This window comes from Microvirga yunnanensis, from assembly GCF_025460875.1.
Window position 1 is genome coordinate 1 of the sequence record NZ_JAMXFI010000041.1, and the last position, 22,555, is coordinate 22,555.

Annotated in this window: 16 protein-coding genes and 2 pseudogenes; 8 read left to right on the top strand and 10 right to left on the bottom strand. The window is 61.5% G+C overall.

Annotated features, from left to right (window positions below):
* Window positions 1–617 precede the first annotated feature (617 nt).
* Window positions 618–1,658, top strand: coding sequence for a hypothetical protein (locus tag NF876_RS20050; protein ID WP_262270408.1), 1,041 nt, complete (start codon window positions 618–620; stop codon window positions 1,656–1,658).
* Between the two features lie 169 nt (window positions 1,659–1,827).
* Here the strand turns inward: NF876_RS20050 and NF876_RS20055 are convergent, their stop codons facing one another.
* From NF876_RS20055 to NF876_RS20060, 3 genes are all read right to left on the bottom strand, one after another.
* On the bottom strand, window positions 1,828–3,102 hold the full coding sequence (locus NF876_RS20055) for an App1 family protein phosphatidate phosphatase (protein WP_262270409.1): 1,275 nt from the start codon (window positions 3,100–3,102) through the stop codon (window positions 1,828–1,830).
* A gap of 284 nt (window positions 3,103–3,386) precedes the next feature.
* On the bottom strand, window positions 3,387–3,689 hold the full coding sequence (locus NF876_RS43495) for a LuxR C-terminal-related transcriptional regulator (RefSeq protein WP_373696689.1): 303 nt from the start codon (window positions 3,687–3,689) through the stop codon (window positions 3,387–3,389).
* A gap of 129 nt (window positions 3,690–3,818) precedes the next feature.
* A complete protein-coding gene (locus NF876_RS20060; RefSeq protein ID WP_262270410.1) occupies window positions 3,819–4,829 on the bottom strand; it encodes a helix-turn-helix domain-containing protein in 1,011 nt (336 codons plus the stop codon).
* Between the two features lie 840 nt (window positions 4,830–5,669).
* Here NF876_RS20060 and NF876_RS20065 point away from each other — a divergent pair.
* Together NF876_RS20065 and NF876_RS20070 are read left to right on the top strand one after the other, a co-directional pair.
* Complete coding sequence (locus NF876_RS20065; RefSeq protein ID WP_262270411.1) at window positions 5,670–5,888, top strand: hypothetical protein; 219 nt, start codon at window positions 5,670–5,672, stop codon at window positions 5,886–5,888.
* 55 nt (window positions 5,889–5,943) lie between these two features.
* A complete protein-coding gene (locus tag NF876_RS20070) occupies window positions 5,944–7,026 on the top strand; it encodes a transporter substrate-binding domain-containing protein (RefSeq protein WP_262270412.1) in 1,083 nt (360 codons plus the stop codon).
* A gap of 559 nt (window positions 7,027–7,585) precedes the next feature.
* Here NF876_RS20070 and NF876_RS20075 read toward each other — a convergent pair.
* The 7 genes and pseudogenes from NF876_RS20075 to NF876_RS20105 all read right to left on the bottom strand — a co-directional run.
* Window positions 7,586–8,419, bottom strand: a pseudogene (locus NF876_RS20075) (transposase); the annotation flags it as partial.
* 66 nt (window positions 8,420–8,485) lie between these two features.
* Window positions 8,486–9,190, bottom strand: a pseudogene (locus tag NF876_RS20080) (IS6 family transposase).
* A gap of 177 nt (window positions 9,191–9,367) precedes the next feature.
* Window positions 9,368–10,825, bottom strand: a complete 1,458-nt coding sequence (locus tag NF876_RS20085; RefSeq protein ID WP_262270413.1) for a YncE family protein — start codon at window positions 10,823–10,825, stop codon at window positions 9,368–9,370.
* A gap of 59 nt (window positions 10,826–10,884) precedes the next feature.
* The gene (locus NF876_RS20090; RefSeq protein ID WP_262270414.1) at window positions 10,885–11,331 is read right to left on the bottom strand and encodes a DUF305 domain-containing protein; all 447 of its coding nucleotides are present in this window, start codon (window positions 11,329–11,331) and stop codon (window positions 10,885–10,887) included.
* A gap of 254 nt (window positions 11,332–11,585) precedes the next feature.
* On the bottom strand, window positions 11,586–12,479 hold the full coding sequence (locus tag NF876_RS20095; protein WP_262270415.1) for a helix-turn-helix domain-containing protein: 894 nt from the start codon (window positions 12,477–12,479) through the stop codon (window positions 11,586–11,588).
* A 127-nt stretch (window positions 12,480–12,606) separates the two neighbouring features.
* Window positions 12,607–13,242, bottom strand: a complete 636-nt coding sequence (locus NF876_RS20100) for a response regulator (protein ID WP_262270416.1) — start codon at window positions 13,240–13,242, stop codon at window positions 12,607–12,609.
* Window positions 13,243–13,277: 35 nt separating this feature from the next.
* Window positions 13,278–15,206, bottom strand: coding sequence for a PAS domain S-box protein (locus NF876_RS20105; RefSeq protein WP_262270417.1), 1,929 nt, complete (start codon window positions 15,204–15,206; stop codon window positions 13,278–13,280).
* Window positions 15,207–15,838: 632 nt separating this feature from the next.
* Here NF876_RS20105 and NF876_RS20110 point away from each other — a divergent pair.
* The 5 genes from NF876_RS20110 (at window position 15,839) to NF876_RS20130 (ending at window position 22,540) form a co-directional block, all read left to right on the top strand.
* Window positions 15,839–18,709, top strand: coding sequence for an ATP-binding protein (locus tag NF876_RS20110; RefSeq protein WP_262270459.1), 2,871 nt, complete (start codon window positions 15,839–15,841; stop codon window positions 18,707–18,709).
* A 408-nt stretch (window positions 18,710–19,117) separates the two neighbouring features.
* Window positions 19,118–20,038: a helix-turn-helix domain-containing protein gene (locus tag NF876_RS20115; RefSeq protein WP_262270418.1), complete on the top strand. Its 921-nt coding sequence runs from the start codon at window positions 19,118–19,120 to the stop codon at window positions 20,036–20,038.
* Between the two features lie 167 nt (window positions 20,039–20,205).
* Window positions 20,206–21,027, top strand: coding sequence for an alpha/beta fold hydrolase (locus NF876_RS20120; protein WP_373696692.1), 822 nt, complete (start codon window positions 20,206–20,208; stop codon window positions 21,025–21,027).
* A gap of 49 nt (window positions 21,028–21,076) precedes the next feature.
* On the top strand, window positions 21,077–22,048 hold the full coding sequence (locus tag NF876_RS20125; protein ID WP_262270420.1) for an MBL fold metallo-hydrolase: 972 nt from the start codon (window positions 21,077–21,079) through the stop codon (window positions 22,046–22,048).
* Window positions 22,049–22,093: 45 nt separating this feature from the next.
* On the top strand, window positions 22,094–22,540 hold the full coding sequence (locus NF876_RS20130) for a DUF6130 family protein (protein WP_373696693.1): 447 nt from the start codon (window positions 22,094–22,096) through the stop codon (window positions 22,538–22,540).
* Window positions 22,541–22,555: the final 15 nt, after the last annotated feature.

Genomic DNA, 22,555 nt, shown 5'->3' on the forward strand with positions numbered 1-22,555 from the left:
TCTTGCTCGGGCACAGCCTTGGCCGCAGCGAAAAGCCGTCGCATGGCGCAGATCCAGGCGGGAAGGAACCCAAACTGCGGTCAAAATCGCCCCAAAAGCCTCAGAACCGCATTGGTATCATAAGCGGCAGTTATCGATACCTAAACCGCAACGCTAATTCCCCGATGCCAAACTGTAGTCAACTCCTACTTAGCTTCACAAATTATCAGATTTATCCTTCTATTCAACATCTTATATGGTGTATAAACTGGTAGTGGCTGGGGTAAGCGGGGCAGATTAGGGGGCGGTGGGCCTCAGCCTGCCCGGAAAACGAGTTTGGCTCACCCCAGTTCGATCCAGTCGGTCGCAAGATAAGCGAAGAACGACAGCCCGAGCGTGTGGCAGGTCATTCACAGGCCCAGAAGCACGCCTTACGCCATACGGCCCAGTTTCAACGATAGCATCGACGATAACGGGGAGCCCACCAATTACTCGCATCTCACGTGTCCGTCAGGCGGGCCGAGCGGGAGCACACAGAGAGTTGTGTGAGCCGGCGAAAGCAGCGTCGCTCCGCTCCATGGCCTGCGGAGCAGGACGCCCTACCTCACCGCAGACATGTCACCCCTGCGAGTTCGGCGATGACAGCTTCCGCTCACATCTACCTAGACCTCGTACGCAGGGCACTGAACCTCGCTGGCGAGGAGCTTCGAGGTCACCGGGTCATTGGTGAGATCATGATCCATGAGCGATGCGTCATCCTGGTCCGCTACAGCTGGGCCGACGATGGCACCCGCATCGAGGCAGACATTGCCCTTGAGGGCAGGGGCGGGATTGTCCGGCAAGTGGTCGTGGGCGCAGGACGAAGTGTCGGGCTCCCCAACGATTGGGTCGAGGACATCCTGCCCGCCGCCTTTGATCACGGACCGTCCGCGGCGGCTGGGTTCCCGACGGGAATGTACCCGTCCTGGGAGCGCCCTGGGCTTCGGGTTCTCGCTGCGCCAGCCAGCCTGCTTGTTCCGATGACATTCCTCGCCTCGCTTCGCCTGAGAGACGACATCGGCTACGACGATCTTGAACCTGCCATCCGGATCGCGGCTCAGGCCGGCATCAAGAGTGCCAAGAGGCTGAAGCGCCTCGTCGCTCCTTACCTGGAGAGAAGAGTCAAGGAGGACGGCGAGATAGCCCGGACCATTGAGAGGAGGCTGTCCCAGTTCGACTATGCACTTGATCGTTTTGGCTGCGGGTTGGTGTTGAACGCGACCCCGAAGTCCCTGGCCGATGTCGCCGCACTGGCGAGGGAGGATGGCGACTGCTTTGGACTTGCCGCGGGCGAGTTCGAGGAAGCTTTCTACCAGCAGAAGGACAAGGCAGCCCAACAGGCTATGCTCGATCCGGTGCCCATTCCGACCGGAGAGCCGAGGGATAATGCCTGGCTCGGAGCGGTCGGCGAGCACCTGGCCCAGCGCTGGGGGCTCGAGGTGCCGCCCTGGACCCAAGAGGCGGCCTTCATGGGCGGACAGAGGCCGTACTTCTGGCCAGACGAGACGCTGGCGCGCGACATTCAGATCATCGAGACGCCTCCGGCCTTTCGGAGACGGCTGCTGTTCACCTATGCGGAGCCGCTCATGAACGCGAAGTTCCCCAATGACCGAAAGGTCAGGATGCCGTTCTGGCATTAAGGCAGCCTTATCTGGCGTTATCGCCTGGAGATGCCGCTGCTCTATGGGTTTGGCAGAGCCCATTGCGTGAGCACCCTTGAGCCCCGGAGTGAGGGTCTTTGAACCGTGGCAGGAGCCCTCCACCATCGACCGCAACAGACACACCTGGTTCTGGGAGGTCCCTGCCACGTCAAGCCTTGTCGAGGGGCCGGCGCGTCTTCGGCTCGACGACGACGCTGGGCGGCACGGCCTCCGATCCCGTCTCGACCAGACACTGCAGGTCACCCCGCGACACGGCGTCGGCTGTCGCAGCCGGAGTGGCGCGCTGGATGCCATGGGTCGCCGGCCGCCGCGCCGTGTCGGCCGCCGCCTTCTCGTCCTTGACCTCCGAGAGCGTCGCTGGAGCAATGAGGCCGAGACCAACCGCGTGCCCGGCCATCGCTAGGCTGTCGGCCGCCAGGACGAGGCTGCTGCCCGCCCCCGCCACCACCTTGGCGAGATCCTCGATCTCCCTGATCCTTTTGGGATCTCGGGAGACATTGCGGATGTAGACCGCCAGCACCCGGCCGGGATGCTCGTCAACGATCTGGCGGTAGATCTCAGGATCATGCTGCCCGCTGTCGCCGATCAGCACGAAAGGCAGATCACGGTAGAGCGCCAGCATGTTGTGGATCAGCTCACGCTTGTGGTCCTCGGCCTTGTGGGGCAGCGGGCTGGTCCACGAGACACCCCATTCGCGCAGGAACAGAATTGGGCCAACGGGAATGCCATGCCGGTCAAAGAATTCCTCCAATACCTCATAGATGCCCCAAGGCGCCCGCGAGACATAGAGCATGGGGTTCTGCTGATGGCCTGAGGTGCCGGCGTGCAGGGCCCGGTACAAGGCGCCGACCCCAGGAAAAGCCATTCGGCTCTTGGCATCTTCGACGAACAGGCGCCAAAGCATCCTGAGCTTGTTGGCGACCCCGGTGTACATGATGGTGTCGTCAATGTCGCTGATAACCACGTACCGGCAGCTGGCCGGCGGGATGAAGATCTGCGCTTGCGCCTGAACCGCCTGAGGCTGCTCCAGGGCCAGATCCATCGTGTGCCACCAACGATCGTCAGGTACCGACAGGGCAGGGGAGAGATGGACCCGGAAGTAGCCATCCTGGTCAGTGGTGAAGGGTTCCTCCGCGCCGTAGAACCGGGCTGTCCCGTCCGCATTGGGAACGGCGCGGCGGGCGATGCGCCGGCCGATATCGCGCAGATCAGCGAGGAGCGGGGTTCGTCGGGTCTCTGAGGACGGTTTCGACTGGCGGAACACCCGGCCGATCAGGAACACCTCAGTGGGGGAACCATACCCACGGTAGGGCTGGAGGACCACCCCGCTCTCGCCTTGCGCCTCACGCACAGGCCGAGCGATGAGGCCCGAGATCCGGGTAAATGCCCTCAACCAGGGTTTCGCCGTGCCCATGCCGCTCATGGCGTTCGCTTTGTTCCTCTGTCTTGTCTCCCAATGAAGCAGGGCCCGAGAAAGATCCTTGGACGGGCATGTGCGCTGAGGAATAGCCGCCTTTGGATCGCTTGGGCTCAGGCAGGGAAGAACGTCTGCAACGCGACCGCGAGCCGACCTTCACACGGTCGCGCTTAAAGACCCAAATCGACCCGTTGCAGGCATTCATAATGTTTGATCGTTGGTCAGCAGGCCGCGAAGCGAAATCATCGAAGTGTCGTCCTGCGGTGTATCTCAGTTGCGTCTCGATCAACTTACTTGCTCACGGGCCGATCTGATGGCGACCGGGCTGTTCTCGTCTTCAACTTGCGCAGAACGGACTTGATGTGCTCCTTGACGGCAGCCTCGTCGATCTTCAACAGATCCGCAACGGCAGACGGGTTTTGGCCGGTCGCCAGATGTGTGATGATCTCAGTTTCCCTCGGCGACATGCCCGGGGAGTCAGAGCATCGGTTTTCGTTCGCTGCCTCCGGATGTAAGAACCGAGATGGACTGTACGCGGCTTCAATGATGCTGCCGGATGGTTCCCTCCGGCGCCGAAAGATCTTTGCGGTCATCGCGGCTGCCCCCTTGCAACGGATTAACCCTGTAAGCTGTTTAGCGGATCGGGCGGGGAAATACTTTGCAGTTTGCCTCAAGCTTTGCGCCGTTTATCTCACGCGCGGGATCAAAGGAGGTAGGGCCGATCAGACCCGAAGATATTGGATCCACTCGGCCAGAACTGGCTGGCCAGATCCATTCGAGCCAGGCTGGAGATGTTTGATTGTTCGATGAGCCGAGGCGCCCTCGGCTCGGGCTTCCCGGGGCGACATATCGAACATTCCGCGGAACGTCCGGCTGAAGGCGGTTTCACTGTTGAAGCCCCACGAGTAGGCGATATCCGCAATGGAGCGATGAGCATGGGCTGATGACGTGATCTCGCTGAAGCACCGGAGCATCCGTCGTGCCCGTATGAACGCCGCTAATCCACCCAATGGCTCGAACATTCGGCCGAGTGTGGCCCTTGACAGGCGGAACTCGCGGCCGATGCTGTCCACCGTCAGCAATGGATCTGCCAGATTGTTGTCGATATAGCGCTTGATCGTCAGGATCAGTGCAGCGCGTTTGGCGATCGTTGTTGTCTCATGAGCGTCGGCCGCAGGGCCGAAACAGGCAGCGACAAGGCTAGCCGTCGCATTAGAGATACGAGCCCCATCCTCTGAACTGAGAGAGCCTGCCGCCTGATAGACGGTGCTCAGATAGGTGGCGAGCAGGTGGCCGAGAGAGGACTGACCTGAGAGCACAAGGCCATGGAGCCCGTCGGGATTCCTCGCCAGAGGCTCCAATACCGATCGCGGGACCACGAGACTGAGGTTCTGAAAGGTCGCCGCCCGGGTATGCATTGTCCGGGACAGATCAAGGATGCTGAGGTCGCCAGGATGGACATGGACCGTTCGGCCCTCTGCATCTCCCGCGTAGCCGCCTACGGGATAAAGCTGCACGAGGTAATGATCGACGCCGCTGCGCGCGATCGTCACCGGGGTGCGGCGAAACTCTTGCCCACTCGCTGCCACGCTTCCGAGGAGCAACGGACCAAAGTGGTAACTGTCGATTTTGACCCGGAACGATGCGACGGCTTGTGTATCTGCGACCGCTACGTCAAACAGCGGCGAGACAATGTTGCGCCATATCCAGTATGCCTCCTCCGGCGCGGACACCAGGGATCCTTCGAAAGAAAAAGACGGCAGACTTGGCATAGATCGGAAGGCACCCCAGAGCTCGTTCTCATTCAGGGAATGAGCCTAGGAGAAGTCTAACGGAGCACTACTGAAAGTCGAGATCTTATCAAAGTCAGGATGAACATCTTGTTACTTCGCCGTCTAACCTTTGTGCTCCCTCGGAAATATGTGGGAGGCCCGGAGCTGCCACTAATCATTTGTTCTTCCCTTGCTTCGCTTTGCCAGATTAAGAAATGGCACCTTAGACAGATCCGCCAAGTGACCCAGCCTTCGCTGCGCCCTTGAGCCTTCTAAAGTCACAGATCAAACGTCGCCTTATGGGATTGGGCTGACCTTAGCCTTAGTTCCTCACTGATGGGATGATCGGACGTTCGTTCAGGCCATGGTACTACCGAGCTTGCCCCCCATAACGCCGTTCAGTGCGGCTTGTTTGTTGAAGACAAGTAGCGCCCGGACCAGCCCTGGGCCGCAAGCCATCAGCCGCGGTCGAGGATTATCCATTTTAGCCGCTCCAGTCTGATTGCTCTTCGTCGCCTGGAGCAGAGCCTCAAGGGAGTTGGAGGAGCCCGCTTCAGGAGGTCAAGCTTTCCTGTTAGGATTATGGCTTGATCGCGGCTCCGGCGCCCCCCGGATGGACGCCCGCCGGACGCGACGGAGGGAACTCGGGCCTGACCGGGCGCCATCGGGGAGGCGGGCGTAACAACTGCCCCAGCCGGAGGGGGTCTGACGAAACGTCGGGAAATGGACCGCGGGCGTGGAAAGGATCGGGATGGCGGCGCGGGAGCGACCTATTGGTGTGTAGGAGGTCCGTGCGACGGCATGCTTCACACCGTGGGCGACGAGCAGCGGATCTGCCTGTCACCCCGGCACGATGAGGCACTGCCGGCTCCTCCAGACAGGATCTCGGCTCCATCGAGCGAGGCCGCCGACTATGACGTGCGGCGGCTTCTGGCGCCTGACGGCAGGTGGCACGAGTTCCTGATGCCGTCGGCCTGGACAAGCATGCAAGCGACAGTCTGGCTTAATCGCCGCCGCTGAGCGACTTTCCGCATGCCGCCAATCTTCTTCTCCACGCAGGCAACGAGGGACGATGATGCAGTACCTGCGCGCACTTCTATTCCTGTTCGGGAGTTTCATAGCACCGTCGATCGCACCGGCTGCCGCCCAGATCTCTGGTAATCGCGAACTCGTCATCGCCACCAAGGAAGCGGCACCCTTCGCCATGAAGGCGGCTGACGGCTCGTGGTTCGGCATCAGCATCGACCTGTGGCGAAGGGTCGGCGACCAGTTGCAACTCCGGTACAGGTTCGTCGAGGAGCCGACGGTGCCCGGGCTGCTGCACGGGACGGCCGAGGGCAAGTACGACGCGGCGGTCGCGGCCCTGACCATCACAGCCGAGCGGGAACGAATGCTCGATTTCAGCCAGCCGTTCTATCTCAGCGGCCTAGGGATTGCGGTGCCGTCGGCCCGCCCCTCGGCTTGGCAGTTGATCATCGATACGGTCGGATCGTTCGGCTTCGTCCAGGCCATCCTGGCCTTGGTGGGCCTTGCCGTGGGCATCGGTCTGCTGATCTGGCTGTTCGAGCGCCGCCACAACGAGGATTTCGGGGGTGGGGCGGTCAAGGGGCTTGGCACCAGCATCTGGTGGTCGGCCGAAACCATGACCCAGGCAAGCACGGGCTATCTCGCGCCGAGGACACTGCCCGGGCGCATCTTGGCCATCGTGTGGATGGCTGCCTCCGTCGTGGCGCTTGCGGTCTTCACCGCGAGCGTGACGTCGACGCTCACAACGCGCAAGCTCCAGGGGCTTGTGTCCGGGGTGAATGATCTGACGGCGGTCAGGGTCGGGGTCGTGGTAGGTTCGGCGACCACGGCATTCCTCGACGAGCGCCGGATCGGCTACCAGACCTTTGCCACTCCCCAGGATGGTCTTGGGGCACTCAAAGGAGGCACGCTGGATGCCTTCGTGTACGACAAGCCATTGCTGGCCTGGATCGTGAGGGAGCAGTTCGCGTCCTCCGCGGAGATACTGGAGATCTCCTTCGACGCGCAGATGTACGGCATCGCACTGCCCCCCGGCAGTCCCCTGCGCGAGCCTGTCGATGTCGCCATGCTAGAGACGATCCAGGGCGCCTGGTGGCGCCAGACGCTCTTTCGCTACCTCGGCGAACGGTAGGGCGGGCGGTGGAGCGATGCCGAGCGGCAGGCCGACGCAGACACGCTAGCCGAAGAACACGGGAACGACTTATCGTGAAGATCACCTTGTACCGACGGGCGTTTGCAGGCCGTTCTGGCCGAACACACCGACGCTGTGGAGGCCGGCGGACACGACGAACGACATCGCCGCCTTGGTGGCAGCCGCCCGGGTTCAGGGTGATGCCGGTGGCTTCGCCAACGGCCGGGCGCGGATCGTGCTCTGATCGAGTTCGGACTGGGCGACATCGAGTTGGGCTCCCAAGAGGTCGAGTTCGACCTGACGGTGTTCGAGCTCGTCTGGCCCGCGCCGCCCGGCACCGCTTCCCGGCCAAGACCACCGGCCCCGACGGTTATTCTAAGCCTCGGGAAAACAGCCACCCTTCGATGCACGATTGTCACCCAGCGCATATGGATGGAGCTGGGAACGTCGTCTTCTGGCAGATTGCGTTGACAAAGTCGGCATCCAGACGGGCTGGGACAGCGATGCAGCTTGCCTTGTTGAGGCTAAGACTGTGGTGAGGTGTATCCTGCGGACCTTCTCAAGCCTCTTGGGTCATCTGAGGCCCTGTCGGCAGAACCAGCTTGGCGAGTTTCCTCAGGTTCTGAGCGGTGGCGGCCAGCAGGAACTCGTCTTGAGCCCCGCACGGACTGCGCAGCCGCAGACGTCCCATCTTCAGGATCCGCTTGAGATGGGCAAACAGCATCTCGATGCGCTTGCGGCCCTGACGTGACCGCTCAAAGGCTGGCGTGCCGGCCAGCGCTCGCGTGACCTCTCTTGCGTGCTCATAGAAGCTACGTGTGATCCTGCGGGCCGGCGTGTTGGGACAGCAACGCTCCTTGAGCGGACACGGGCCACAGTCAAAAGTGCTGCCCAGGTAGAGCCGGTTCGTTCCTTCAGTCACGATCCGACCGCTGGTCGTCAGCGTCTTGCCCTCAGGACAGATGTAGGTGTCCGTCTCCGGATCATACGTGAAGTCAGATCGTGAGAAGGTGCCGTCCTGGCGCTCGGAGTTGTCGATCACCGGAACATGCGGCTCGATCTTCTGCTCGTCCACGAGCCAGTGCAGCATCTTGGCCGAGCCGTAGGCACTGTCACCCGCCAGCCGCTCGGGCTTGAGGCCAAAGCGCTCGGCCGCGCGCTCCAGCATGGTGCGGGCAGCCCCCACCTCGGCCTGCCGCACCGCCCGGGAAGCCTCCACGCCCACGATCACCGCTGACTTGAGGTCGATGAGGTAATTGTCGGCATAAGCAAAGAACGCGGGTCCGCGCATGGCACCGGTCCACTGGGCTGCTGGATCCGAGGGAGAGACGAACTTCGGCTCAACGTCTGTCGCTGCACCCCAGGCGGCTTCGTCCAATGTAGCGAGATACTCCACTGTCAAGTTGATGCTTAATGGGCATAGCTGGCGCGGTCAGAGCCGTCAGATCGGTCCAAGCTATTATACGAGGGCAGCACCGGTCGCATCGCGCCAAGGGGCGAAGGCGTGATCACGCGTAGTCCGGTAACTATTGGCAGACAGGAGATGACGGCGGAGCTGGAAGTGGTTGTGGATCGAGCTACTCATTGAGAGAAACTGCTGGGCCTGCCGAGCTGACTTGAATCGCCTCATGTGGCGCTCCCGCCTTCGGGTGGGCTGGTGTGAGACCTCACAGCGGTTGTTCAAGTATCGACTCTGCCGGTTTTCGACGCCCGGCAGGATCTCGCATTTAGACGCGCCATAGGACACGAGTTTATCCGTCACGATCACCCTGGGCGCGTAGCGCAAGCCCATCAGCAGCTTGCGAAAGAAGCGCTTAGCCGCCTTCATGTTACGGCGACTCTGGACTAAGACGTCGAGCACGTTTCCATTCCGATTGACCGCTCACCAGAGATAATGCAGTTTGCCCCGAATGCGCACGAAAACTTCATCCAGAGGTAGCGTACCGGGCTGCGGCCGCCGCTGCTTGAGCGTCTTGGCATAACTTAGCCCAAAGCCCAGGCTTCATTCGCGGATCGTCTCGTAGCAGACCATGATACCTCGCGCCGCGAGGATCAGTTCGACTTCCCGCAAGCTCAGACTGAAGCAGTGATACAACCAGAGGGCCTGGTTGATTATCTCGGCCGGAAAACGGGACCCACGATACGGATTGGATGGCGTGCTCATGCCCAGGACCGTGCCATAGATCACCGCCTCTCGCCAACTTGACATTACCGCTGACACGCCGGTCATTGACGGCCGAAATTACCGCCAGAATGTTGCGAGCTCTCGCTGACAGCAGACAGGCATCCGGCTGGGATAGATCTGCGATCATTAAGGCGCAATGCCGGGCTGCATTAAACTTCAATCCGCCTGGACCTGAACCGCCTTGCCGAGAGCCTCACCATCCCGCTCGAAAATTGCGAGATAGTGGCGATCGACATGCACCTTGCCTTGAACAATCTGCCGGATTGGGCCAACTGCATTCACGACCGCCGAGCCGGCCGGGTTGGTCATGAAGCTTGCAAGGGGCTCACGTGCGCCACTCCCGTCAGGTTTGCTCACCAGCGCAAGAACATAGGCCCGCGTTGGTTTCAGTCCGGTCGCAGCAGCCTGAAGCACCTGGGTCAAGCCTTGATCAAACAGTGACACGTCGGTTATCGCTTGGCTGCCCGCAGGGGTGGCACCGACAGGCGCAAGGGTGAGGTGGGCTGCTTGGCCAGCAACGCTCAGCGGGTCAAGTCCCTGAGTGCCATCACCCTCCGGAACGGCGTCCGGCACATAAACGAGGGCCTGCGGCGCTTGCCCGATCGGGATCGTTGCCACGACCTCATTCGTCAGTGTGTCGATTGCTGCCAGAGCGTCTGCATTCTCCAACCCGACATAGACCCGCGTGCCGTCACCGGACGGCCAGACGCCATGGGGAAGCCTGCCGACCGGGATCGTCGCGACCATCTCAAAGGTGTCGGTCCGGAAGACCTTAACTTGGTTCAAGCCACCGACCGTCACATAGGCGAAGCTCCCCTTGGCATTGCGCACGAAATTGACGTGATTGGTGATTGGGCCGGCTTCGATCGTTTTCAGCATCGCAAAGGGCGGGCGGGCGTCGAACGCCTGGACTTGACCAATATCCTTCAGTGTGAACCAGACCTGATCGCCGTCTGGAGACGCTGCGAGGTTGGGACAGAACGGACTCGCCTGCGCCACTCGCCCAACGACCTTGTGGTCAGCGACGGTGATCACGACAGTTTCGGGAGTAAAGGATGAGCAGACATAACCATAGGTTCCGTCAGGCGAGAAAATCTGCATGCCGGGCCCGTTCGACAACTCGATCCGTGTCTTCTCCTCGTACGTCGCACCATCGAGGACAGCAACATAGCCCTCGCCCCGTATCGTCACCCAGACCTCCTTGCCGTCGGGCGTGAAGAACGCCTCATGCGGCGCCCGGCCAACATAGGTGACGTGCTTCACGGCATTGGTTACAGTGTCAATGAAGCTTACGGAGTTCGTTCCGATCGACACGACCGCCAACGTTCTATGATCAGGGGAAAAACCCAGGCCGTGCACGAGAACCTGACCGCGATAAAGGGGACTTAAGTTGCCCGGCTGCGGTTCGCCGAGGCGGATCACACCCAGCAGTCGATTGCTGGCCGGATCAGTAACCGACACCGTGTTCGAAAACTGCTCGGCCGCATAAACGCGGTCACGAGAGGTGATTGCTATGTCAGAATCAGATGCGGCTCTTGGCACCTGCCCGGCCCGCGCTAAGCCTGGTAGAAGTACCACGGTAAGCAACGCCAGCCTGAGAATATTGCATGTCATGATGAGCAACTCCTGCTTCCAATCGGCTGTCCTGCAGGGTGACCATGTCACTCCCTGGTTTAGTGACCCTGACGGGTATGGGCTAGCGGTATAAATGGCTGGACCGGAGAGCTCCCGGTTGCAGGGGAGTCTTCGATCGCCAACCGCATGACGGCGATTTCCTGCTGCTGTGTGACGATGATTTCCTGTGCGATCCGCCTCAGCTGCTCGTTTTTACCATACCGGAGATAGGCCATTGCCATATTGATCGCACCCTGATGATGCGGCACCATCATCGCTGCAAAATCTCGGTCGACGTTGCCAGAGGGCTTCACCGACATGGCTCGCATCATGGCGCTCATGGCGGCGGAATTCTCCTGAAGGAAAGCTGTATGGCCGTCACGCTCCAGCCGCGCACCCTCGCAACAAGGCTCACTTGAGTCCCCCGGATCGTAAGCCCAGGTGCCGGGTGCAGCTGTCATCGTGAGACCTATCAAACCAAAGACGATAAAGCGACCTGCAACCATGCCTCTGATCTCCTGATTGCTAACCGATGAACACCTGCAGCCGCGCGTTCTCATCCGGAGCAAGAACGGGACATACCCGATTCCGGAGAGCTTCCATGACAGGTCGTGCCATGCCAAACATCGTTCGATCTTACCCTTGCAACGAGTGGTATCGCGGGCGGTCTGTGAGGTACTGTGAAATCCTGAGAGGGACTGTGGGATTTTGTGAGCTCCAACCAGGCAGAGCACTCTCTCGCTAACCCCTGAATAGCGGGCTAGATCATCTTCTTCCGGTAATCGCGGGGTGAGTGGCCGGTGACCTGCCGGAACAGGGTCGTGAACCGGCTCGGACTGCTGTAGCCCACCGCTATGGCAATGTGCGTGATAGACAGGGTCGGATCGGTCAGCAGTGCCTTGGCCCGCTCGATACGACGACCCATCTGATAGCGGTGCGGCGGCTCGCCGACTGCTTCCTTGAACGCCCGACAGAAGTGGTATGGGCTGAGCCGGGCGATCGCCGCCAGCTCGGCCAAGGAGAGGTCCTGAGGCAAGTTCTCCTCAATGTAGTCGCGCACGGCCCGGTGCTGCCAACTTGCCAGCCCACCCTTGAGCTTGGGGCGCTCGACAGAGCGACCCAGCGATCGGTCAATCGCCTGACAGTTCATGATCTCCGAGAGCAGAAGAACCGCGAGCGACTCGACATACACGCGCGAGTACATGTGCGGCTGCGCCAGGACGCGATTGAGCTGGAGCAACAGTTGGGTCAGGAGGGGATGCTCGACATGCAGTATCGGGGAGAGCTGGGGCCGGTCCGTGCTGAGGTGTGAGCAGAGATTTGGGTCCAGATAGGCGGCCGTGAAGGCGATTGGCGTTGTTTCCGGTTGGGACCAGCCCTGCAGACGGCACCCGGCCGGGATGAAGACAAGCTTGCCCCGGACGTCTCGTAAGGTGGAGCATGGGAGTTCGTCTGCAAACGTTTCGCCGTCCCCGCGATAGAAATTCAGCAAGGCGAGATAATGCCGGCTGCTATGGAGGTTGAACTCGATCCGCCTCGGGCGTCGCATGGCCACATGCTCGGCCTCGAGAATGCCCCAGCCATGGCTCGACCTCAAGGTCTCGGCGGGTAAGCGGTTGCGAACCTGTAGGTTCACCGCATCATCTGGGTTCATGGTCGCCTCCACGAGAGAACTTGGTCTGCCATGACGTGAGCTTTGATACGCTATGGTGAACCTAAGACAGCCAGAGGACCATCGGGCTCACCCTGATCCGATCTCAGGGAAACCCTGAAGCGCCAGCTCAGATCTCAACCATGTGGTGGCGAATGGCATAGCGGACGATGTCGGCCGTGCTCGTGGCGCCGATCTTGCGCATGGCCGCCGCGCGGTGGCTCTCCACCGTCTTGATCCCGACCTTCAGGATCGGGCCGATCTCCCGACTCGTCCGCCCCTCCCCGATGAGCTGGACCACGGTGCGTTCCCGCGGCGTCAGCGGGACGCCGTCCCGCAGCTTGCCGGGCTTGAGAACCGCCTCGAGCAGGGTGCCGGAGACTTGGCCCGAGATGTAGGCTTCGTGCCGGGCCAGCGTCGCGATCGCCTCGAGAAGGTGGCCCTGGGCGTCCGACTTGAGCAGATAGCCCCGCACGCCCGCCAGCACGGCCTCCCGCAGGATGGCATCGTCATCGTGCATGGTGAAGATCAGGATCTCGGGCCGCGGCGGCTGGGCCCGGAGCCGTCGGGCCACCTCGACCCCGGTCATGACCGGCATGGCATAGTCGAGCACGACGATATCGGGCTTGGTCGTCTCGGCGGCCCTGAGCGCCTCCAGGCCATCCCGCGCTTCCGCGATCACCTCCCAGCCAGACCTTGTCTCGATCAGGGCCCGCAGTCCGGTCCTGAGCACATCATGGTCATCGGCAATGAGGATGCGAGTCATAGTGGACCTCGCGGAAACCAGGCATGGTGCGCATACTAGCGTGACGGTGTCAGGGCGTCTTCGGCGAAAATCCTGAGATTGTCCTCAGGAGAGTGTATCGCCCCATCCTCCCCAGTCGCTGGGTGCAGTGGGATTGAGGCCAGCACGGTGGTGCCCCGTCGACTGCCCGTCAGCGACACGTCTCCCCCCAATTGCCGGACCCGGCTCCGCATGCTGCGAATGCCAACCCCGAGTTCTGGGACGGCATCATCTGTAGTCGCCAGGAGACCAATGCCGTTGTCGGTAATCCTGAGCATCAGGTTCGGCCCATCCACGAGGATCGTCACGGCGACCCGGGTCGCCCGGGCATGGCGATGGACATTGGTGAGGGCCTCCTGAACGACCCTGAGAATGGCCCTCTGCGCGGGCGGTGCGGCACCGTCCGCCGCATCGTCGACCTTGCAGACAAGATTCAGGCCTGCACGCCGCGCGAAGCCCTGAATAAAGTGGCGCAAGGCCGAGGCCAGCCTGTCCCGGTCCAGGCTGGGCGGAAAGAGCAGGTACGAAAAGGCCCGGATCTCGCGCTGAGCCTCGGTCAACGAGGCCATGCCGCGCTCGACTGCCGCCGCAAGGGCCGGATCATCGGGCATCAACTGCTGAACCTGAGCGAGGGCGAGCCCTGCCGCCGCCAGATGTTGGGTTGTGGAGTCATGCAGCTCCGCCCCGATCCGGCGCCGCTCCTCTTCCTGGGATCTAAGGAGTCGTTCTGCCGTCGCGTCAAGCTCCCGGCGCACGCTGGCGAGTTCCGTGACGTCCTCATGCGCCACCACCGCATGTACGGCCCCCTCGTGCTCGAAGCGGTTCGCTCGCAGCAGGAACCTCCGGCCGCCCCACAGGTACGGCACTTGGAAGTCCGACCGGCTGCCCGCCAGCAGGGCCTGGATTCCTTCGGCCACGGCAGCCGCGTTGGCTTCGCCGTCGGCACCGGCGTGGAAGAACTCGACGTAGTCGGCTCCGACAGGATTGCCTGGCCAAATAAAGGAGGAACGTTCTGCGAACTGGCGCCAGGCCTGATTGACGGCGAGGATCCGCCCGGAGTCGTCCAGGATCGCAATCTGGGCCGTGAGGGAGTCCAGGGTCGCCTGCAACAGGCCGGTCGCGGAGCTCAACTTGGCTTCAGCGTCCTTGTAGGGCTGGATGCCGATCGCGGACCCGAACACCCGGGTTACCAGCCCGTCGGTGCCGCGCCGGAACACCTTCTCCCGGCTGTGCATCCAGACATAGCGGCCGTCGGGGCGCCGCATCCGGTACTCTACCTCAGCGATGGCCTCGTCGGCTAGGAACTTCAGCCGAGCGAGGTGGTCCACCACGGCGGCGAGATCCTCCGGATGGATGAGCCGGCCCAGAACCTCGCCGTCCATGGCCGCGATCTCGTCACGGGACCAGCCGAGGATGTCCCGCACCCGCCCGGTGATAAAGACGTTGCGGTGCTCGATCAGATCATAGACGTAAAGGATGTCAGGCGAAGCCTCGATCATCTGCTGCATAAGGCTGCGTGTGTCTTCCTCCCGTCTCAGGGCCTCATATTCGAGGGTGACGTCGCGGGCGCTGCCGAGGATCCGGTAGATCCGCCCGGTGTCGTCCCGGACCGGAGTGAGAAGCGTCTGATAGTGGATGACGCCGGCAGGCAGGTCCAGGTCCTCCTCATACCTGATGGGGTGTCCCGCTTCCACGCAGGAGCGGTAATGCTCCGTCACGGAATCGGCCACAGCGGGCGGCAGGCATTCATGCGGTGTCCGGCCGGACACGTCAGCGTTCCTGAGGCCGGTGCGTCTCTCATGTGCCGGGTTGAGGAACTCAATGACGAACCGGTCCGGCTCGACCGCGATGATGAAGAGGCTCTCGGAGGAGTTCTCGAACCAGACCTCACCGGCCTGCTCGAGCAAGGTGTCGGGGAGCTGCAAGCGCCGCAATAAAGCTCTCATTCGGGTCTCCCGGCCATCCCCTGAAGATGATTGAACTTGGAGCTAGTCTCAGGCCTCCTGCGCCGACCGCGAGACATGGTCGTGCAACTCTGTCCTAAACGAAGTGGCGTCGCCGTTCCGGAGCTTTCGAGCCACTCCGAGGCAGTAACGTCAGGCTTCTCTCGCCGGAGTCTGTTCTCAGGCTGGTCGACCCCTTCCCCAAACGCTCCCCGTCGACCGACAGAGACTAGACGAGGGGCATGACTAAACTGCGTCGTAATTTTGTTCTTCAACGGGGTTGCGCTACTGAACAGGTGACCGATTCATTCCGCAGGATTCCGCAATCAGCAGCAAGTTTTGACAATCCAGGGCCTCACGGTAGGATTCCGACACGCTTAACCTCCCAATCTCAAGCAGAAGAGACGGCCCAGCTGCCGAGATCCTCGCACGCCACGGTCGCTTATCGGCTATGGTGCGTGAAAATCAGGTTTGACCCCGGTTCATGACATTCAGGGAGTCAGCCGGTGCATGAGGTTCGTGCATCTCTTCGGCAGTTGGAACGGATCGAATCCCCGCAAGACGCGGCTCGGACGGGCAGCTCGCGTTCATTCGGTCGCCCGCCTCTCCTGCAGCAAAGGAAACAGTCGCTGCCCATGCCTGAACCGCACAATCACGGGCCCGCAGAGCTAGTTTCCTTTGGCCCATTCACCCTCGCTCGCACGGCAAGGCTCCTCCACAAGGACGGGATACCCATCGATCTGGGATCACGCGCCTTCGACATCTTGTGCGTGCTGGTCGACCGCGCCGGCCAGGTGGTCACCAAGGGCGAGCTTCTCGCAACCGTGTGGGAGGACGTTTCCGTCGACGAAAGCAGCCTCCGGTTTCAGGTCTCCGCCCTGCGTAAGGCACTCGGGGATGGCGGACCGGACGCTCGTTACCTGCAGACTCTTGCTGGCCGGGGCTATTGCTTCGTCGCGCCGGTGTCCCGCGCCACCCCGCCCCTCCCGTCAGCTCAGGTGACGGGACGATGCAACCCTAAGATACCCAACGGCATCCCCGCCCAGCTTGCCCAAATGGTGGGGAGGGACAATGCCGTTAGACGCATTTCCCGGCTGCTGCTGGACAGCCGCTTCGTTACCGTGACCGGTTCGGGCGGCATCGGCAAGACAAGCGTGGCCGTCGCGGTCCTCCACAAGGTCGCTGGCGAGCTTGGAGGGGCCGCCTGCTTTCTTGACCTTGGATCGTTGACCAACCCAGGTCTGGTGCCGACCGCGCTGTCGGCGGCGCTCGGGCTTGCAGTCCAGTCTGAAAATCCCACCGCAGAAGTCATCACGTTTCTGCAAAACAAGCAGATGCTCCTGCTTCTCGACTGCTGCGAGCCCGTCATCGAGACCGCAGCGGCTTTGACCGAATGCCTCTTCCAGGAGGCGCCCGGGGTGCACCTGCTTGCAACCAGCCGGGAGGCGTTGCGTGTGGAGGGCGAGAACGTGATTGCCCTGTCGCCGCTCGACAGCCCACCACAAGAGGCTGATCTTTCCCTTGGCGAGGTGCTCAAATTTGCTGCAGCCCAGCTCTTTACCGAGCGGGCCGTTTCGAGCGGATGGCTTTCCGGCTTCGGTGAGGAGGACGCGCCCGTTGTGGCTGAGATCTGCCGCAAGCTCGACGGAATCCCGCTTGCCATCGAACTCGCCGCGGGTGTCGTCAAGGTCTATGGGCTCAACGGCATTGCAGCGCTGCTCAAGGACCGGTTCGAGATCCTCAGTCAAGGCCGGCGTACAGCCCTGCCACGACACCAGACCCTGGCGGCAACCCTCGACTGGAGCTATGAGCTCTTGTCTCCCGTCGAACGTTCCGTCTTCCGTCAACTTTCGGTGTTCGTCGGCACCTTTACCCTGGACGCGGTTCGGTCCATCGTCATGACCGAAGACGGCAACCTGCCCGAGGTCATTCTGGCGCGGCTCGTCGCCAAGTCGCTTGTCGCCGTCGAGGCCGGGCGGCAGATCCCGCAATATCGGCTGCTGGACACCACACGCGCGTACGCTGCCCGGAAGCTGGCCGACAGCGGGGCGGCTCAGGCTGTGACGCGGCGTCATGCCGAATTCTTTGCCGGGTTTCTGCAACAGCTGAGTTTTGATCTTGAGCGGTCCTCCCATGCCTTCGCGGCCCACGGCGGTCATCTGGGCAACGTGCGGGCGGCATTGGACTGGGCGTTCTCCTCCGCAGGGGACCGCCAGCTTGGAACCGCCCTCGCCGCTGCGGCAGCGCCCTTCTATCTTGAACTGTCGCTGCTGACCGAATGCCGCCACTGGTGCCGTCAGGCTATCCCATACCTCGATGCCGGCGCACAAGGCGGCATCGTGGAGATCGATCTCCAGGCCGCGCTGGGGCTGACGGTGATGTTCACCGAAAGCAACAGCGATGAGGCCCGGATTGCCCTGGAGCGAGGCCTCGCCCTGGCCGAGGAGCTTGGGGACCTGCTCCGTCAATTCCGGCTGGTAGGTCGGCTCCACCTCTTCCACTACCGCACCGGCGACTTCCGGACCGCTCTCGGCTTTGCCCAGCGCAGCGAGGTCATCGCCGAGCAGATGGCGGATCCGGTTGCGATTGCAGCCGCCCATTCGCTGCTCGGCATCTCGCATCACTTTATGGAGGACATGAAGACGGCTCACAAGCACCTCAATGCGGCCCTGGTGTTGCTTCCTCCTTCTCGAAACATCAACGAGTTGTATTTCGGAGTCGATTACCGCAATCGGGCCGGCATTTGCATGGCGCGAACCCTCTGGGTTCTCGGATTTCCTGATCAGGCAGCCCATGCGGCAAGGCAGATGGTTGAGGAAGCGGAAAACCTGGACCACCCCTTGAGCCTATGCATCGCTCTTATTATGGCAGTAACCGTCTTTCTGTGGATCGGGAACTGGCAGGCTGCTGAGGGTTACATCACGAGGCTTGTGGAGCACGCGAGAAGCCGCTCCATCATCCCCTATCCGTCCGCGGGGATCGGCGTACAGGGCTACTTAATGATCATGCGTGGAAATGCCGAAGAGGGTATTCCTCTGATCCGAAGTGCCCTGCAGGATATGTATCGTCACCGGTACCACCTGATCACCACGGCCCTGTACAGCGCCATGGCTGAAGGCCTCCTGACGCTTGGCGCACGAGACCAGGCGCTGGAGACCATTGAGACAGCATTCTCTGTGGTTCAGCAGCACGGCGATCTGTTCAACCTGCCGGAGCTTCTACGGATCAAGGGAGACATTCTTGCGTCCGGCGCACAGCCTGATTACCCTCAGGCCGAAGGTTGCTATCGTCATTCACTTGAACTGGCATCACGCCATTCCGCACTGAGTTGGGAGCTTCGGACAGCAATCAGCTTGGCTCGCCTCTGGGCAGGGCAGGGACGCGTGAGTGAAGCAGTCCAGGTGATAGAACCGATCCTCGCGCAGTTCACGGAAGGATTCGCCACTCCCGACTATCAGCGGGCGGAACGCCTGATCAGCGAGTTGACTGGATCCGAAACAAACTGAGTGTGCAGACCGCTCATAACACCTCATGATCCGCTGAGCGGAACAAGCCGGTTAAGCGACTGTTTCTCCGCTGCCCCCTCAAGTGAATGCATGCGCCTGCAGACCCTTCGCGTCCCAATCTCACAAGATCCCACAGCAGCCCACAACATCTAACACCGCGAGACAGGCAGGCGGGTGTACCCCTGTTGAGGACGCCTGGTGGAAGAGAACGTCATCGAGTGGCTCACCATGGGAACTTTCGTACACGCACTGGCTGTCGATTGTCGCGGGACCCCAGATTCCTGGCTGCTCGCTGAGAAGCCGACACATCGCCTGGATTCGGGCTGGAAGACGCCCGTCCTGCCATTCTATCGGGGCGCCCAGATCGTGGGCTGGAATCACCTGGCGTGGAGCTCCATGACGGCCGTTGTGGTCGATCTCCGATCCGAGGGTCAAATTCTTACAGAGTTGAACGCTGGCTTCACCCGGATCTGCATCGCCCTGGAGGAGGTTGGCGGAATCTTCCAGATCGGCGGGGAGCGATCTCCGAGAGAAGCGGCCCAGATGGCCCGAGGCACGATCAGCGTCATCCCCCCTGGATCGCGAGCTTACGGCAAGGGGGATGACGTGACGTTCATGCGCCAGCTGATCCTCCAGGTCGATCAGCAAACGCTCTGCGAAACGTTTGGCCCACAGATCGATGCCGCTTGCGCCCTCGCGCCACGCCTCATGGTGTCGAACGTACGCCTGCGGCGGCTTGGCCAGATTATTGCCGAGGAGTGCACCGCCGGCACAGCCATGAGTCGAGTCTATGGCGACAGCATGACGATGGCCGTGCTGTCTGCGCTCGCCGACTCCGCGGATGCCGAAGGCGAACAGGTGGAAGCCCGGGGTGGACTAGCGCCATGGCGGCTTACCCAGGTGACCCAATACCTCTTCGAGAACCTGTCGGAACGCCTGGAACTTAACACCCAGGCGGCGATTGCCGGGTTGTCGAAGTCGCACTATTGCCGCGCCTTCAAGGCATCTCTGGGGCTCTCGCCGCATCAGTGGCTCCTGGCGGCCCGCGTTGAGAAGGCTAAGCAGTATCTACTGGAAGAAGAAACGCCGCTGGCCGAGATCGCACTCGCCGTCGGGTTCACGGATCAAGCCCACTTTACCCATACATTCAGCAGACTCGTAGGCGCCAGTCCACGCGCATGGCAGCGGGCCCGCTGCACGCCGCCGGAGCCGCCACCAAACCAAAGATCGGCCTTCGAGGTGATCCCGGGGTCTCTCCACACCGGTTCGACGGCCCGCGGAGCAAGCAATCACCACCCCTTCCAACCCGCCTCTGAGAGGACGCAATAATGACCCAGACGAACAGCGGCTCCAACTCAATCACGTCACGCCGGACTATCCTGATGGGAGCGTCTGGTGCTGTGGCCTCTACAGTCTTCGGCGTCCCGGTGCTGCTGGCAGCGAGCCACGATCTGGCGGCGCAGACTTCCTCCTCCACCCTTCAGAAAGGACAGACCATGGCAACGATCACCACCAAGGACGGCGCGCAGATCTACTACAAGGACTGGGGCAACGGGCAGCCGGTCGTCCTTAGCCATGGCTGGCCGCTCACCGCGGACGCATGGGAAAACCAGATGTTCTTCCTAGCCAACAATGGTTATCGCGTGATCGCCCATGATCGCCGCGGCCATGGCCGGTCGAGCCAGACTTGGGATGGCAACGATTTGGACACCTACGCCGATGACCTCGCCCAGCTCGTGCAGGAACTCGACCTGCGGGACGTCGTTCATATTGGTCACTCCACGGGTGGCGGCGAAGTCACCCGCTACATCGGCAAACACGGCACGAGCCGAGTGAAGAAGGCGGTGCTGGTCAGCGCCATACCGCCCTTCATGCTCAAGACAGAGTCCAATCCAACAGGCCAGCCGAGAGAGGAGTTCGACAAGGTGCGAGCGGGCGTTCTCGCTGATCGCACCCAGTTCTGGAAGGACCTTAGCCTTGCCTTCTACGGCTATAATCGTCCGGGGGCCAAGATCTCCGAGGGCGTACGGGAACAATTCGTCTATCAGTCCATGATGGCAGGCTTCCCGGCATCGTATTTCGGCATCAATGCCTGGTCGGAGACCGATCTCACGGAAGATCTCAAGAAGATCACTGTTCCGGCGCTCGTCGTGCATGGCAACGACGATCAAATCGTTCCGTTCGCCAACTCGGCGGAGCGATCATCCAAGATCATCCCCAAGGCAACGCTGAAGGTCTACGAGGGTGCGCCGCATGGTCTTCCCACCACCCACAAAGACCAGCTGAACCAGGATTTGCTTGCCTTCCTTAGAACGTAACTGGCTCCGCACTAATCCATTTGCCGCCGGAAGAACCCAGGAGGCTTTCATGTCAAACCCTCATGACTTTCGTCTCTCGCGACGGGGCTTCTGCCTGTGCTGTCTGGGTGCCACGACCTTCGCAGCTTCCGGCGGCTGGTTGACGCCGAGCGAGGTCTTCGCCCAGTCCAAGAGCATCGTTGACAACATCAGGGCCGCAGCGGCGGAAGCGCCAATTCAGGTTCATAAGCTACGCAACGGCATCAGCGTGCTTGAAGGCTCGGGCGGCAACGTCGCCGTGCTCACCGGGCCGGATGGCAAGGTTCTGGTCGACGCCGGGATCACAGCCTCGCGTCCGCGCATTCTTGAGGCTTTGTCTGGTCTTGGCAAGGATCCAATCCGACATCTGATCAACACTCACTGGCATTTTGACCATACCGACGGCAATGAGTGGCTGCACCAGGAAGGTGCATCCATCCTTGCCCACGAGAATACCCGCAAGCATCTTGCGATGGCCACGCGGGTTGAGGACTGGAACTTCAACTTCCCGCAGTCGCCGTCTGACGCCCTTCCGTCCGAGGTGTTCTCCCAGGACAAGACCCTTAAGATGAACGGCACGACGTTGGCGCTTAAGCACTACGAACCGGCTCACACCGACAGCGATATATCTGTCTACTTTCATGAACCTGATATCCTGCATACCGGTGACACTTATTGGAATGGGTTCTACCCATTTATCGATTATTCGACCGGCGGCAGCATCGACGGGACGATCCGGGCGACCGAGGCTAATCTGGCGGCAATCACCAACAATACGATCGTGATCCCGGGACATGGGCCTCCCGTCAGCAACAAAGCACAACTCACTGAGTATCGCGACATGCTCGTGATCCTTCGTGACAAGGTGGCGGCTCTGAAGAAGCAGGGGCGGTCGCTGGACGAAATCGTAGCGGCAAACCCCACGGCTGATTATGACGCCAAGTGGGGTCAGTTTGCCGCGAACCCCGCCCTCTTCACCAAGCTCCTCTATGAGGGCGTGTGAAGTGTCAAAGCCGACCCAAACTCCTAAGGATAAGTCATGCAATGCATGCTCAAAGGGATACTTGCCATGGCAGCCAGTACCATCGTTGCCGGCGCAGCCTCCGGCCAGAGCGCCAAGGACATCCGCGGACCATCACCCCTGGTTGCTGTCGAGAACGAGGCGCCGCCCCGATTGGTCGTCGATCCCCCTCTCCCGGAACAGCTCGCCATGGGTTGGGTGTTCATCCAGTACCGGACGGAGAATATGCGCATCGTACCGGTGTTCGGCCCGGGCGCCCTCGATGTGTCGCCACGGATCGGGCATATCCACGTCACTGTGGATGATGCCCCGTGGCATTGGGCCGATGCCAGCGGCGAAACCCTGGTCTTGGTGGGCCTTCCGCCAGGGCCGCACAAGGTGCTGATTGCGTTGGCCGATCCCACCCACAAGGTCATCACCAGCCAGGCTGTCAGCTTCGTGGTGCCCGACCCGCAATCCCGGGACGGACAGTAGGTCTGGACCTTTCCT

Bases quoted from the DNA above. Each gene is read 5' to 3' on its own strand.
- NF876_RS20050 (WP_262270408.1), top strand. From the start codon at position 618: ATGACAGCTTCCGCTCACATCTACCTAGACCTCGTACGCAGGGCACTG.
- NF876_RS20055 (WP_262270409.1), bottom strand. From the start codon at position 3,102: ATGAGCGGCATGGGCACGGCGAAACCCTGGTTGAGGGCATTTACCCGG.
- NF876_RS43495 (WP_373696689.1), bottom strand. From the start codon at position 3,689: ATGACCGCAAAGATCTTTCGGCGCCGGAGGGAACCATCCGGCAGCATC.
- NF876_RS20065 (WP_262270411.1), top strand. From the start codon at position 5,670: ATGCTTCACACCGTGGGCGACGAGCAGCGGATCTGCCTGTCACCCCGG.
- NF876_RS20070 (WP_262270412.1), top strand. From the start codon at position 5,944: ATGCAGTACCTGCGCGCACTTCTATTCCTGTTCGGGAGTTTCATAGCA.
- NF876_RS20085 (WP_262270413.1), bottom strand. From the start codon at position 10,825: ATGACATGCAATATTCTCAGGCTGGCGTTGCTTACCGTGGTACTTCTA.
- NF876_RS20090 (WP_262270414.1), bottom strand. From the start codon at position 11,331: ATGGTTGCAGGTCGCTTTATCGTCTTTGGTTTGATAGGTCTCACGATG.
- NF876_RS20095 (WP_262270415.1), bottom strand. From the start codon at position 12,479: ATGAACCCAGATGATGCGGTGAACCTACAGGTTCGCAACCGCTTACCC.
- NF876_RS20100 (WP_262270416.1), bottom strand. From the start codon at position 13,242: ATGACTCGCATCCTCATTGCCGATGACCATGATGTGCTCAGGACCGGA.
- NF876_RS20105 (WP_262270417.1), bottom strand. From the start codon at position 15,206: ATGAGAGCTTTATTGCGGCGCTTGCAGCTCCCCGACACCTTGCTCGAG.
- NF876_RS20110 (WP_262270459.1), top strand. From the start codon at position 15,839: ATGCCTGAACCGCACAATCACGGGCCCGCAGAGCTAGTTTCCTTTGGC.
- NF876_RS20120 (WP_373696692.1), top strand. From the start codon at position 20,206: ATGGCAACGATCACCACCAAGGACGGCGCGCAGATCTACTACAAGGAC.
- NF876_RS20125 (WP_262270420.1), top strand. From the start codon at position 21,077: ATGTCAAACCCTCATGACTTTCGTCTCTCGCGACGGGGCTTCTGCCTG.
- NF876_RS20130 (WP_373696693.1), top strand. From the start codon at position 22,094: ATGCTCAAAGGGATACTTGCCATGGCAGCCAGTACCATCGTTGCCGGC.